Here is a 13144-nt window from a genome sequence, read left to right on the forward strand (position 1 = left end):
AGGCTATTTTGATATTGTACCACATTCGGGGCGGAAAAGGATATAGGGTACCCCATTTTCATCCGCCAGGACCCGGGCCTGAACGCCGTATACCTGCCGGATGAGAGCGGGCGTCAGAATCTCTTGCGGTGTTCCGGAAGCCACAATGCAGCCCGCCTGCATGACTACCAGGGTATCGCAGTACATGGCCGCAATATTGAGATCGTGCACAGCCGTAATCACGGTACGCCCCAACCCCCGTACCAGTTCCATCAGCTGCAGCTGATACCGGATGTCCAGATGGTTGGTGGGCTCATCCAGCAGCAGGCAGGGTGTCTGCTGTGCCAGTGCCCGGGCCAGGATCACACGCTGCCGTTCCCCGCCGGAAAGGCTGGAGAAGCTGCGGTGCTGAAAGCCATCCATCCCCACTTGCGCCAAACTCTGGGAAACGATGTGGTAATCCTGGGTGTCGTCCCGTTCAAAGGCACGCTTGTGCGGACTGCGCCCCATAAGGACAATGTCCTGTACCGTGAAATCAAAATTGTAGGTGTTGTGCTGGGCCACCGTGGCCATCCTTCTGGCCGTTTGCCGAGGCGAGTATTCCCGCAGGGAACGGCCATCCAGGAGCACTGCCCCGCCGTCGGGCTGCAGCACGCGGCAGATACAGCGCAGCAATGTAGATTTTCCGCTTCCGTTTGGACCAATGATGCCCAACACCTTGTGTTCGGGGATCACCAGGTCTATTTTTCGCAGGACAGGCTGCCCATCCAGCTGTTTTTCCAGGTTTTTTATGGTAATATTCATGCGCCGCCTCCGAATCCGTAGCGGTGCCGCACCATCAGGTAAAGAAAAACCGGTGCTCCCAGCAAGGAAGTCAGGATGCCCACCGGGATCTCATTTCCGGGCAGGATCGTACGGCACAGAACATCAGCCCAAAGAAGAAACAACGCTCCGGACAGGGCACACAGCGGAACAAGGCGACGGTGGTCGGTGCCAAACAGCAGACGTACCACATGGGGGACCACCAGGCCCACGAAACCGATGGCACCGGCAGCATATACGGCGAATCCCACCATCAGGGAACTTACCACCAGATAGAGAATACGATACCGGTGCAGGTCTGTACCAAGCGTCACGGCGGTCTCGTCCCCCAAAAGCATCAGGTTCAAGGTCCGGCATTGGGTAAAAAAGAAAGCCGTGCCGCCGCCTGCCACCAAAAGCATCACAACATTGTTGGGCCAATCGGCGGCCGAAAGGCTGCCCATTGTCCAGCGCATGATCTCGGAGTCGGCATGGTCGGCGCTGCGAAGATACAACAGGAACTGGGTGCCCGCCCCGCACACCGCAGCCAGTGCACTGCCTGCCAGCAGCAATTTGACAGAGTTTGCACGGCCGCCCACATTGGCCAGTGCCACCACTGCGCAGGAGATTCCCAGTGCACCAGCAAAAGCCATCAGGCCTACATAATTGCTGCCCAGTGCGGTCCCTACCCCCAGCAGAACGGCCAGGGTCACGCCCAGACCAGCTCCGGAAGAGACACCCAAAATGTACGGGTCCGCCAGGGGGTTCTGGACAATAGCCTGCATGGCCACACCGCACAGCGACAGGCTGGTCCCCACTGCAGCCGCCAAAACCAGGCGAGGCAGACGGATAAGCCAGACCACATCATGGACCGCCGTTCCCGGTGCCCATTTTTCCGGAATGGGCTGCCCGCACACCAGGTGGAGCAGTTCGTACCGGATCACCGTGTATACCTGCCCCACAGGCAGGCGGGTGGTTCCCATAGTCACCGCAACAATCAGCGAGACCATCAGCCCTGCGGCCAAAAGCAGAATGGCCGCTGTGGTGCCCGCCCGACTTTGCAAACACCGCGTCCTTCGCGTTTTTTCCCGCTTCATGCGACTGCCTCGGCGGCAGATGTCTGCCCTTCCGGATACATGCCGGCCGCTATAGTACGGATTCCGTCCACTGTGCGCGGTCCGGCTGCATAGATATCCCCCAGCATAATCGGCACAACACGTCCGTTTTGCACGGCGGACAGGCTTGCAAAAGCGGGATCTTCGGTAATGGCTGCCAGCTGCTGGGCGACGACCGTTTCGGGGTCATCTCCGGAATACGCCATGTAGACCACAAAGATCACATCCGGTTCCCCTTGAACCAGGTCTTCTTTTCCCATTTCGCCGCCATCCGGTTTGACCAATGTGCCGCCCAGCTGGGTCACCATATCTCCGGCAAGGGAATCCGCACCATAGTTGCTGATTCCGCTCCCCATCGGCTCCACCACCGCCACTGTCTGTGCAGGGTTCTGTTCGGCCGCTTCCAGTGTATCCGCCACGCAGGTACGCATCTCCGCCACCAGGGCTTCCGCCTTATCCTCCACATCAAAAATGCGGCCCAGATTCAGTATATCCGTATACTCGTTTTCCAGCGTCCGGGGACGTCCGCCGCCCCGCGTGTTGGAATTGATATAGGTGGCTACCCCCTTCTGGTTCCAGCTGCTCACGTCTCCCAGATTTTTTTCACTGAAAAGAGAGCCCCAGGAGAGAATCATATCCGGTTCCAGAAGGGTCATCGTCTCTTTATCCGGTGCGAAAACGTCGTCCTTATAGTTCATTCTGGAGAAGCCGGACTGCCATTCCTCTTTCACCTCATTGTCCAGACCGTAGGACGCAATGACCCGGTCTTCCAGTCCCAAGGCGATCATGGTCTCGATGGAACCCTGGTATACCGCCACCACCCGCTCGGGGGCCTTTTCGTAAGTATAGCTGACTTCATCTCCGGCATAATTGTAGTTCGTGATGGTGACCGGATCATAGCCACCGGATGTCTGCGGCGAGGCCGCCGGCATTTCTTCCTGTGCCGCCGGGGCGCACCCGAAGGTCAGAAGCGCCAGCCCCAGAGCCAGCGCCGTCAGGCGGATGGGATGTTTCGTTTTCATAGAAAATACTCCTTGTCCGAACCGACCGTGACCACCGCAAAAAAAGAGGGCCTTCCTGCCATAACGGCAGAGAAGGCCCGTACCAAAACAAAGCACGCCAAAACACGGTGTACCATAGTTTTACCGCGCAAACGTTTCGTCCGTCCGCTGCACGGGCCCTGCCCCGCACCGTCAGCGGTTCATTCCAACGGTTCAGGCAGTATTCAAACAGCAGGGCAGGTCTTCCGGCTCTGGCGTCAATGTGCGGCCCTGTCTTCCCATACGCATCGGTACAGTGACATCAATGGGCCGAACTCAGCCATTACGGCGGCGGTCCCGCGCAGGTCTTTCACCTGCTTCCCTATTCTCCCGGCCAGCGAAAGCCCCGGGCACCCTGTGTTGCTTTGTGGTTACTACGGTACCATAAATCCGGCTTTTTGGCAAGCAAAGCGCTCAGAAAAGGCGGGGCTGCCGCACACGCCATCCGGCTCCCCGCCCTTTTCTGTTATTTTCTGCCTTTATTCGCTCCGGCCCCGCCGGGTTCCCGCAGGAACACATATGTGCTTTCGTCCGAGCGTTCGGGGCAGAAGTGAAAGTGCTGACGGTCAAACGATTGTATCTCCACCGGATCCGTGATTCCGCGTTCCGCCATAAAGCGTACCATTTCTCCCCGGGCCATCTTGCACATGGTGGCTTTTTCAAGGATCCTGCCGTCTTTTTCTTCCCCAAACACACAGGTGATAAACCGCACCGACGGCGGCAGATACCGGGACACGCAGACGCTGTATTCCCGGGAGGCCAGATTGATAATACAGTTTGTCTCGGAAAACAGCTGCGCCGCAAGGGTATCCCCCCAGAAGGCATAGACATCCCGGGTACCGTTGACTGACAGGCGTGCCTGCATTTCCAGCCGGTAGGGGGTCACACCATCAAAAGGGCGAAGCAGGCCATAGAAGCCGGAAAGGATCCGCAGGTGTTCCTGGATATACGAAAATTCCCAGGTGGTAAAAACACCGGGAGCCATATACTGGTACTGGATTCCTTCATAACTGAGAATGGCCGGCGTCAGATGGCGTCGCAAATCCATGTTCCGGACCCGCTGGACATTTAGTTCCGCCAGCTGGTCGTTGCATTTCCACAACTTTTTCAGTTCTTCGTAAGACATCCCTTTCAGGCTGTCCAGCAGCTGTTCGGTACGGTCCAGGAATGCCGGCAAGTCCTGCCAGTCCAGGCTGTCCGTGTCCACATTCATCTTTTTGGCGGGAGACAAAATGATACGCATTACATTCCCCTTTTACTGTACTCCATCCAGATAGGCCAGAATGTCAGCGGCATTGGTGTCCGGTTTGACCTTCGGCATCACCTTTTCAATGTTGCCCTGCGGGTCGATCACATAGGTGGTGCGCACAACGCCCATGCTGACCTTGCCGTACAGCTTCTTTTCCTGCCAGACGTCATAGGCCTGAATGGCCTGCAGTTCCGGGTCAGAGAGCAGAATAAACGGAAGATCATATTTCTGGGCAAATTTCAGGTGAGAAGCCACCGAATCCTTGCTGATCCCGATGACCACCACATCGCGGGAGCGAAAACCATCAAAATTCTGCGCAAAAGCGCAGGCCTGCCGGGTGCAGCCCGGCGTATTGTCACGGGGATAAAAATACACGACCACCCGCTTTCCCGCAAAGTCGGACAGGCTGACCGTGTTTCCGTCCTGGTCCTTGAGGGTAAAGGCAGGCGCTTGAGTCCCGATTTCCAGCATAATGGGTTCATCCTTTCTTTTCTGCTTTTTATTCGTTGGTTATTGCCGGGTCCATTCCGGCCTTGCTTTCCGTTGAAAGTATACCCGGCCGCACCATTTTATGTCCGTTGCCTGGGGCACATACAAAACATGATGGCAACATTCCGAATCCTCATGCGGGCATGCCCTTACATAAAATCATCCAGCGAAAGCTGGCCGTCCTCACAGCTGCGTTCCAAGGGCGGCGGAACCGATGTCAGCAATTCCAAAGCCGCCTGCGGATCAGTGAGCCAGGGTCGCACCTGTTCATGGCTCAGAATCAGGGGCATCCGATCATGGATATCCCGGACCGTCTCGTTGGGTGCCGTGGTAAGCACCACAAACCGGTCCTGCCCATCCACACAATCATAAACTCCCGCCAGATACAGCGGTTTGTCCGGAAGACGGAAAAAGTATTTATGCTTTTTGGCATCCCACTCATAATAGCCGCTGGCCGGAATCACACACCTGCGTCCCACCACACTGCGCCGGAACATCGGTTTTTCGCAGACAGTCTCCGCCCGGGCATTGATGACAAGTCCGCCGCGCCATCCGGGGATCCCCCAGCGCTGAAACACCGCCACCACCTTGTTGGCACTGGCAACCAGGACCGGAGCTTCTCCGGTGGGGACAACATCTCCCGTGACAGGGACATCCGATTTTTCTGCAGGACGTCCGCTGCGGCGTCTGGCATCCTGCACGATCTGCTGAAATTCTCTGTATTTTTCTGTGGAGAACTGATACCGCCCGCACATAGCGCTTACACCGTCCATTTCCTTTGGGCATTCAGACAGGATCAAGGTTCATTCCTGAATCACAAAAACCAGATCTCCGTCATAACAAATTTCCAGCAGGCATTCCTGGATTTCCTTTCCAACCTGGAAAAATCCGCTGTATTTGGCCTGATGATACCCGTATGTTTCATCCAGAATCATATAGTCCGGCGTTGGGAACCGACGCAGAAACTCCTTCAAGAACATCTTTTCTCCCTGGAAAGTTCCTGTATTGCCTGCCAGTCCATCATACCGGAGCAGATAGGCATAACTGAAGTCCCAGTTCACCCGGAAAAATTCCACATGGCCGTCCTGCTGGCCGCAGGGCGGCACCGTTCTGACAAGGCCGGTGGAGGTGCACAGGATCATCCGATCTTTCTCAATTCGGAAATCATTTACCTGCATGTCATGCAGCGAACAGACCGGCGTACCGGCCTTCCATATGATTTTTTCCATATGGGCACCTCTCAAACAGAGTACCACTCCCGGATCCGGTCCCGCAAAAAGGCCCGAAGATCTTCTTCTGTGCCACTGACCAGATCCTTTTTCTGCAGCAGCGTCACCCGGTCTCCATGTGACAGAAGAATGGCGTCAGCAGTTTCTACCACAGACTCAAAATCATGCCATGGAACCACTGTCCTGTCCTTCTCCTCTTTGGCGGAGATTGTCATTCCTTCCGGTGCAAACGACAAACAAAGATGTTCCTGCGGCAATGCGCTCAGACCAGACAAAAGTCTGGCCGCCGGTTGATCAAACGGATTTTCTTTTCGCCGGAAGCTTCTCCAGAGGCCGGCGCCTCCCGCACAAACAGCCAGCGCCCCCATAACCAAAGGAAGCAATAATTCCCGCGGTTCCATGATCCCAGGCACAAGCAGAAAGATCCCGAGAACCAGAAAGACAACACTTCTGGCTCTGGTCCGCCGGGGGCTTCGCCCTTTTGCAAGGGCATTGAGACGGTCTGTCTGTTTCCAGATACCGGGGCAGGCTTTTCGGGACGCCATCTCTGTGCGCTTTTCCAGAGCCTTGCTCACCTGCGGCAGCAAAAGCTGCGTATCATAGGGGCTGATTTGAAAAATAAAATCGGCGCTATGCATGGTTTCTCCTTATCAGAAAAAGGGTCCGGCTTACCGACTGCCGGATACAGCCGGAAAGCCGGACCTTGCTATGTAGATTTCAGAATCGCTCCACGCCCTGCGGTGTGACGCGTGCATAGATCAGCGGCGGTTCCTGAGGCTTTTCCGCCCCGATGGTCAGGCTGCGGCAGAATGTTTCTTCCGCTGCCGTAAACAGCGCCGGGTCGTCGGCATACAGGGTGGCAATGGTCTGTCCGCTGTGTACTGCATCCCCCAGCTTTTTATGCAGCGTGATGCCGGCTGCAAAATCAATGCTGTCTTCCTTTGTCTGCCGACCGGCCCCCAGCAGCACACTGGCAATGCCGATATCTTCCACATTGTGGGCGGTGATGTAGCCGTCCGCCCGGGCGGAGATGGCCCGGGAATAGCGGGCTTTCTTGAATCTGGCGGCATCCTGCAGCACGGTGGTATCCCCTCCCTGGGCCTCAAACATCTGGCAGCATTTGGTGAAAGCGATGCCGTCATTCAGCACAGACTCCGCCATAGCGCGGCAGATCTTGAAATCCCCCTTGCCGGCCAGCAGCAGCATGTTGGTGGCCAGCTGCAGGCAAACTTCCGTCAAATCCGCAGGGCCCTTGCCCTGCAGCACTGCCATGCTTTCCTGCACTTCCAGTGAATTGCCGATGTTATGCCCCAAGGGGCGGTCCATGTCGGTGATGAGGGCGGCCATCTTGCGGCCATGGGCCGTACCGATGGAGACCATCAGACGGGCCAGCTCGATGGCATCTTCCAGATTCTGCATGAAAGCACCGGTTCCCATGGTCACATCCAACAAGATGGCATCCGATCCGGCGGCCAGCTTTTTGGACATGATGGAAGAGGCGATCAGCGGGATACAGCCCACGGTGGCAGTGACATCCCGCAGGGCGTACAGTTTTTTATCCGCCACCGCGATTTCCCCGCTCTGGCCGATGACCGACAGGCCGATCCGCCGCACCTGCGCGAAAAACTCTTCTTCGGAGAGAGAGGTCCTTGTCCCGGGCACAGCTTCCATCTTGTCGATGGTGCCGCCGGTATGGCCCAGGCCGCGGCCGCTCATCTTGGCCACCGGCACACCGCAGGCCGCCACAATGGGAGCCACCACCAGGGTGGTCTTGTCCCCCACGCCGCCGGTGGAATGCTTATCCACTTTGATGCCGGGGATAGGAGAAAGATCCACCATATCTCCGGACCTGGCCATGACCTCGGTGAGTGTGGCGGTCTCGGCATCAGTCATGCCTTTCAGGTAGATGGCCATGAGCAGAGCGCTCATCTGATAATCGGGAATGGAGCCCGCCACATAGCCGTTGACGGCAAAAGCGATCTCCTCGTCAGTCAAGATCCGGCCATCCCGCTTTTTGGCAATAATGTCGTACATGCGCATGTTGTGGTCCCCCTTTCGGACGGATTGGCCGCTGCGCAGCGGCACAAACAGAGAAATGCCGCCCGCAGACGGCATTTCATGGGTTCAGGTTCAATCAGCGGCTGCCCTTGTCATAGGGAATGCCTTCGGCCTTGGGCGCCATGCTGTTCTTGCTGGTAAAGGCAAGGATGACCATGGAGGCAATGAAAGGCATCATATTGTAGATGTTGGAAGACCAGCCCAGCTGGGACAGGATGGTGGCATCCGCAATATTGGCCAGGCTCTTGAACACGGCAAAGAACATGGCCGCGCCGAAGATGTGCACAGGCTTCCACTGGCCGAAGATCATAACGGCCAGTGCCAGGAAGCCGGTACCGGCCACACCCACCTCAAAATTCCAGGTCTGCACACTGGGGATGATATAAGCAAGACCGCCGATACCGCCCAGCAGACCGGAAATCAGCACGCCGCTGTACCGCATCTTATAGACGTTGATGCCCACCGAATCGGCCGCCTGAGGATGTTCACCGCAGGCACGCAGGCGCAGGCCAAACCGGGTTTTGTACATGACGATATAGCTGATGATGAGCAGAACAATGCCCAGCGGCACAAAGATGCTGAGTTCCAGCCCGCCGATCTTGAACAGGAATGCGTTGTTGGTGTAGTCGATCTTGGCGGAAGTGGAACCGTTGAAGTTCTTGGCCAGGATGATGGCAATGGCGGTGGCCAGCATGTTTAGTGCCGTACCGCCTATGGTCTGATCGGCTTTCAGGTGTATGGAGGCAAAGGCCAGCAAAAGGGAGAACACCATACCGGACAAAGCCGCCACCAATACGGACACGGTAACGATCACAAATGCCGGCAAGGTATTGGGCAGCATAGCCACCGCCAGAACACCGCCCAGGCCGCCAATAACCATGATGCCTTCCAGGGCGATATTGATGATGCCTGAATGTTCGCTGAACATACCGCCCAGGGCAACCAGCATCAGGACAATGCCATACAACAAGGTATACTTGATCAGCAGCAGCATGTCATTTGCCCTCCTTCTTTGTCTGTGCGGCGGGTTCCGCGTTGGCGTCCGGGGTATCGGCACCCGCGTGGAGCTTCTTTTCAATCACGCCGCGGAACAACATGGCAAAGGCGCACAGATAGATGATGATGCCGGAAATCAGGTCGGCAATCTCGGTGGGGAAATACCGGGTGGGCAGGAAGCTGCCGCCCACCGTGATATGGGAGATGAACAGAGAGGAGAAGATGGTGCCGATGGGATTGGACGCCGCCAGCAAAGCGGTGGCAATGCCGTTGAAGCCCATGGCCGGCAGGCTGGTGGTATTCAGGGGATTCCACTCCGCGCCGGCAGACAGGTACAGCAGACCTGCGCCGAAACCGGCCAGCGCGCCGGCAATGGTCATGGAGAGGATGATGTTCTTTTTCTCGTTGATACCGGCATACCGGGCCGCGTTTTTGTTCAGGCCCACTGCCTTGAGCTCGTAGCCGAAGGTGGTCTTTTCCAGAATGACCCAGACCAGAATGGCCGCCGCAATGGCCAGGAAAATGGCAATGGTAGTGCTAGGCGTATGGAAGATATCCGACATACCGCAGGACGGAATAAGCGACCCGGGCGAACGTTCTGCCAGCTTCCAGGTACGGGTGTTGTTGGCATCATACATGGCACCGGTGCCCCGGGCATAGATGATCTCATTGACCATATACAGCCCGATCCAGTTGAACATGATGGAGGTAATGACCTCGTTGATGTTCAGATACGCCTTGAAGATGCCGGGGATGGCGCCCCATACCGCTCCGAAAAGCGCGGAAGCCAGCAGGCAGACATACCAGGGCAGGTTGAGGATCAGGGCGCAGTACAGACCGCCGAAGGCGCCCAGGGTATACTGGCCGGCAGCACCGATGTTGAACAGGCCGGTCTTGAAGGCAAAAGCCACCGAAAGGCCGGTCATGATCAGCGGTGCGGAGTTGGTCAGGGTCTTGCCCACACCGTAGGGGAAGTCATAGAAACCGCCCTGGATGATGCGCAAAAAGCCCTGGTCCCAGGCATGTTCCGCATTGATGATGAACAGTGCCACCAAACCGACCAGCAGGCCGATCAGGATGCACAGAAGCGCAGCCAGCACACTGCTGCTTTTTTGCCGCAGGGCCATGCCCAGATTGTTTTTGTTACGGCTCATGATTTACTGCGCCCCCTTTCCCTGCTTTTTGGCGCCGGCCATATACAGGCCCAGTTCCTGGACAGTAGTGGTCTTGGGATCAAATTCGCCCACGATCTCCCCTTCGTACATGACGAGGATGCGGTCGGACAGGTTCATGACCTCGTCCAGTTCCAGGCTGACCAGCAATACGGCTTTGCCGCGGTCCCGTTCGGCCACGATCTGTTTGTGGATATATTCAATGGCACCCACATCCAGGCCGCGGGTAGGCTGCACTGCCACCAGCAGCTTGGGGTCCTTATCGATTTCCCGGGCAATGATGGCTTTCTGCTGGTTGCCGCCGGACATGCTGCGGGCAATGGTCACGCTGCCCTGACCGCTGCGCACGTCATACTGTTTGATCAGGCGGTCAGAATATTCCCGCACAGCCGCCTTGTTGATGAAGCCGGCTTTCTGGAACTGCGGTTCCCAGTACCGCTGCAGAACCATGTTGTTTTCCAGGGAATAGTCCAGCACCAGACCGTATTTGTGGCGATCTTCCGGAATATGGCTCATACCGTCCTTGGAGCGCTGGCGGATACTGGCATGGGTAATGTCCTTGCCGTCCAGGGTCAGGGTGCCGTGGGTAATCTTTTCCAGACCTGTCAGGCCGTACACCAGTTCGGTCTGACCGTTGCCTTCAATGCCGGCCAGACAGACGATCTCCCCGCCGCGCACATCGAAGGAGACGCCGCGGACAGCGTCCTTCTTGTGCGCATGACCGGGCACCGTCATGTCCCGCACCGACAACACCACATCCCCCACCTTGGCGGGCGCCTTGTCCACCGCGAACTGCACGTCACGGCCGACCATCATGCGGGACAGCTCTTCCTTGGTGGTGTCGGCAATATCCACAGTGCCGATGCACTTGCCTTTGCGCAGCACGGTGCACCGGTCCGACACCGCCATGATCTCATTGAGTTTGTGGGTGATGAACAGAATGCTCTTGCCTTCCTTTTTGAAGCCGCGCATGATGTCCATCAGTTCATCGATTTCCTGAGGCGTCAGAACAGCGGTGGGTTCATCAAAAATCAAGATCTCGTTGTCACGGTAAAGCATCTTCAGAATTTCCACACGCTGCTGCATGCCCACCGAAATATCACTGATGAGGGCGTCCGGGTCAACCCGCAGGCCGTATTTTTCGGAAAGTTCCACAACCTTTTTGCGGGCGATCTCCTTTTGCAGAAAACCGGCCTTGCAGGGTTCCACGCCCAGCATGATATTGTCCAGTACGCTGAAGCATTCCACCAGCTTGAAGTGCTGATGCACCATGCCGATCCCCAGGTCGTTGGCCACATTGGGGTCCTTGATGTTGACCTCTTTGCCGTTCTTTTTGATGATGCCCTTTTCGGGCTGGTACAGACCGAACAATACGCTCATCAGCGTGGATTTACCTGCACCGTTCTCGCCCAGGAGGGCGTGCACTTCGCCCCGGCGCAGCTGCAGAGTCACATCATCGTTGGCTTTTATGCCGGGAAATTCCTTGGTGATGTGAAGCATCTCAATAACGAAATCCTCTGCCAATCTGCTCACGCTCCTTTCAAAAACTGTTTCTTGTGCTCATTATACAATTATTTGTAAATCTTCACAAGTTATTTGAGCTACTTTTTTGCAAAAAATCGCCGATTTCTGCTTTACGAAAGAAAGCGGCGAACGCCGTGATCTGGCGTCCGCCGCTTACGCATTTTTCAGGCAATCGATCTCAGGAATCAGACCTGATAGTCAACCGTGACATACTCGCTGGTGGTGGGCTTGGTGGCATCGTCGGAGTTGTTGTCGACGGTGATCTCGCCATTGCGGATCTTTTCCACTTCGGCCTCATACTCTTCCACGGTGAAGGTGCTGAAATTCCAGCTGTCTTCCGCGGTGGGCAGACCGACATAATCGCCCTCCTGCAGGCCATAGATGAAGTTGGTGCCGGCGATAGTATCCCAGGTACCGGCAGCCACATGCTCCAGAGCGTCGGTAACGCCTGCGCTCAGGCCCTTCATGGCGGAGGTCACAAACGGGTTGTAGCTGTACTTGCCGTCGGCAACACCCTGTTCGCCGATGTAGTTCTGGTCAACGTCAACGCCGATGACCTTACCGTCATGCTTGACAGCCGCTTCCACAGCGCTGGTGTAGATACCGCCGCCGCAAGCAAAGACAACCTGGGTGCCGGCAGAGTACCAGCTCTCCATCTTGGCGGTGATGTTGGCATCGCCGGAGAAGGCGCCGCCGTACCAATACTTGATGTTGACGTTGGTGCCCAGCTCCTGCGCAGCGGCGTCAGCGCCCTGCACATAGCCGTAGCCGAAGCGGATAACAGCGGGAACCGCCATGCCGCCCAGGAAGCCCAGCTCGGTGAAGCCGTCCTTGACAGCGGCGTAGCCGGCCAGATAACCAGCCTGCTCTTCCTTATAGGTGATGCAGTAGACGTTGGCGGGGATGGCCTCGGTGCCGATGTCAGCCACGGTCACGTCCACAGCAATGAAATGGACATCCGGGTATTCGGTGGCAGCCCAGGCCAGAGAGGGACCATACAGGTAGCCGACGCAGACAACGGTGTTGGCGCCATCGTTGACAGCATTGCGGATCAGGGTCTGGCGGTCCTCATCGTTGGCATCTTCGCTCGGCGGCAGATAATAATCAACGTTGATACCATTGGCCTCGCCGTAGGCTTCCACGGCAGTCCAGCAGCCCTGGTTGAAGCTTTCGTCATCGATGGTACCCACGTCGCAGACCTGGGCGATACCGGTGATCTCGGCGGAAGCGGCACCTTCGGCGGTGGCGTTGGTGGCGGTGCTGCCGGAAGCGGCGGTGTCACCGCTGCCGCCGCAGGCGGCCAGAGACAGCGCCATGACGGCGGCCATGCTCAGGGAAAGAAACTTTTTCATCTCGTACTCTCCTTTTTCGTTGGGAAAAGGTAAAAATAAAGTGCGGGCGCATGCGTGCATAACACTCCACAGCGCCCGCCTGTCAGGTTCAGTATACTGGATTTATTCGTTTTTTTCAATGGAAAAAACAACGAAATCAC

Annotated in this window: 13 protein-coding genes and 1 riboswitch; all 13 genes read right to left on the reverse strand. The window is 56.8% G+C overall.

The window, feature by feature from the left end; all coding sequences use genetic code 11:
• Nucleotides 1–3: 3 nt before the first annotated feature.
• The gene (locus tag AC127K_RS01190; protein WP_483721264.1) at nucleotides 4–783 is read right to left on the reverse strand and encodes an ABC transporter ATP-binding protein; all 780 of its coding nucleotides are present in this window, start codon (nucleotides 781–783) and stop codon (nucleotides 4–6) included.
• Nucleotides 780–1844: a FecCD family ABC transporter permease gene (locus AC127K_RS01195; RefSeq protein ID WP_483721265.1), complete on the reverse strand. Its 1065-nt coding sequence runs from the start codon at nucleotides 1842–1844 to the stop codon at nucleotides 780–782. The genes AC127K_RS01190 and AC127K_RS01195 overlap by 4 nt, the downstream gene beginning before the upstream one ends.
• A gap of 29 nt (nucleotides 1845–1873) precedes the next feature.
• Complete coding sequence (locus AC127K_RS01200; protein WP_483721266.1) at nucleotides 1874–2917, reverse strand: ABC transporter substrate-binding protein; 1044 nt, start codon at nucleotides 2915–2917, stop codon at nucleotides 1874–1876.
• Between the two features lie 197 nt (nucleotides 2918–3114).
• Nucleotides 3115–3308: riboswitch (cobalamin riboswitch) on the reverse strand.
• A gap of 93 nt (nucleotides 3309–3401) precedes the next feature.
• On the reverse strand, nucleotides 3402–4178 hold the full coding sequence (gene yaaA, locus AC127K_RS01205) for a peroxide stress protein YaaA (protein ID WP_483721267.1): 777 nt from the start codon (nucleotides 4176–4178) through the stop codon (nucleotides 3402–3404).
• Nucleotides 4179–4190: 12 nt separating this feature from the next.
• Nucleotides 4191–4655 carry a thioredoxin-dependent thiol peroxidase gene (bcp, locus tag AC127K_RS01210; protein WP_483721268.1) on the reverse strand — a complete coding sequence of 155 codons (465 nt, stop codon included), beginning with the start codon at nucleotides 4653–4655 and terminating at the stop codon, nucleotides 4191–4193.
• A 167-nt stretch (nucleotides 4656–4822) separates the two neighbouring features.
• Entirely contained in the window at nucleotides 4823–5446 is a 624-nt protein-coding gene (locus tag AC127K_RS01215; RefSeq protein WP_483721269.1) for an SOS response-associated peptidase, read from the reverse strand.
• A 30-nt stretch (nucleotides 5447–5476) separates the two neighbouring features.
• Nucleotides 5477–5902, reverse strand: coding sequence for a hypothetical protein (locus AC127K_RS01220; RefSeq protein WP_294540303.1), 426 nt, complete (start codon nucleotides 5900–5902; stop codon nucleotides 5477–5479).
• An 11-nt stretch (nucleotides 5903–5913) separates the two neighbouring features.
• A complete protein-coding gene (locus AC127K_RS01225) occupies nucleotides 5914–6540 on the reverse strand; it encodes a YcxB family protein (protein WP_483721270.1) in 627 nt (208 codons plus the stop codon).
• 79 nt (nucleotides 6541–6619) lie between these two features.
• Nucleotides 6620–7942, reverse strand: coding sequence for a pyrimidine-nucleoside phosphorylase (locus AC127K_RS01230; RefSeq protein WP_483721271.1), 1323 nt, complete (start codon nucleotides 7940–7942; stop codon nucleotides 6620–6622).
• 94 nt (nucleotides 7943–8036) lie between these two features.
• A complete protein-coding gene (locus tag AC127K_RS01235) occupies nucleotides 8037–8954 on the reverse strand; it encodes an ABC transporter permease (RefSeq protein WP_294540298.1) in 918 nt (305 codons plus the stop codon).
• 1 nt (nucleotide 8955) lies between these two features.
• Entirely contained in the window at nucleotides 8956–10110 is a 1155-nt protein-coding gene (locus tag AC127K_RS01240; RefSeq protein WP_483721272.1) for an ABC transporter permease, read from the reverse strand.
• Between the two features lie 3 nt (nucleotides 10111–10113).
• Nucleotides 10114–11628, reverse strand: a complete 1515-nt coding sequence (locus AC127K_RS01245) for an ABC transporter ATP-binding protein (protein WP_483722162.1) — start codon at nucleotides 11626–11628, stop codon at nucleotides 10114–10116.
• 209 nt (nucleotides 11629–11837) lie between these two features.
• Nucleotides 11838–13004: a BMP family lipoprotein gene (locus AC127K_RS01250; protein WP_483721273.1), complete on the reverse strand. Its 1167-nt coding sequence runs from the start codon at nucleotides 13002–13004 to the stop codon at nucleotides 11838–11840.
• Between the last annotated feature and the right edge of the window lie 140 nt (nucleotides 13005–13144).

This window comes from Subdoligranulum sp. DSM 23681, from assembly GCF_057005535.1.

What these genes read in the sequence shown, in the direction of transcription:
- AC127K_RS01245 (WP_483722162.1), bottom strand. Translation starts at nt 11,628, where the DNA reads ATGCTTCACATCACCAAGGAATTTCCCGGCATAAAAGCCAACGATGAT.
- AC127K_RS01200 (WP_483721266.1), bottom strand. Translation starts at nt 2,917, where the DNA reads ATGAAAACGAAACATCCCATCCGCCTGACGGCGCTGGCTCTGGGGCTG.
- yaaA (WP_483721267.1), bottom strand. Translation starts at nt 4,178, where the DNA reads ATGCGTATCATTTTGTCTCCCGCCAAAAAGATGAATGTGGACACGGAC.
- AC127K_RS01230 (WP_483721271.1), bottom strand. Translation starts at nt 7,942, where the DNA reads ATGCGCATGTACGACATTATTGCCAAAAAGCGGGATGGCCGGATCTTG.
- AC127K_RS01235 (WP_294540298.1), bottom strand. Translation starts at nt 8,954, where the DNA reads ATGCTGCTGCTGATCAAGTATACCTTGTTGTATGGCATTGTCCTGATG.
- AC127K_RS01215 (WP_483721269.1), bottom strand. Translation starts at nt 5,446, where the DNA reads ATGGACGGTGTAAGCGCTATGTGCGGGCGGTATCAGTTCTCCACAGAA.
- AC127K_RS01190 (WP_483721264.1), bottom strand. Translation starts at nt 783, where the DNA reads ATGAATATTACCATAAAAAACCTGGAAAAACAGCTGGATGGGCAGCCT.
- AC127K_RS01220 (WP_294540303.1), bottom strand. Translation starts at nt 5,902, where the DNA reads ATGGAAAAAATCATATGGAAGGCCGGTACGCCGGTCTGTTCGCTGCAT.
- AC127K_RS01250 (WP_483721273.1), bottom strand. Translation starts at nt 13,004, where the DNA reads ATGAAAAAGTTTCTTTCCCTGAGCATGGCCGCCGTCATGGCGCTGTCT.
- bcp (WP_483721268.1), bottom strand. Translation starts at nt 4,655, where the DNA reads ATGCTGGAAATCGGGACTCAAGCGCCTGCCTTTACCCTCAAGGACCAG.
- AC127K_RS01240 (WP_483721272.1), bottom strand. Translation starts at nt 10,110, where the DNA reads ATGAGCCGTAACAAAAACAATCTGGGCATGGCCCTGCGGCAAAAAAGC.
- AC127K_RS01225 (WP_483721270.1), bottom strand. Translation starts at nt 6,540, where the DNA reads ATGCATAGCGCCGATTTTATTTTTCAAATCAGCCCCTATGATACGCAG.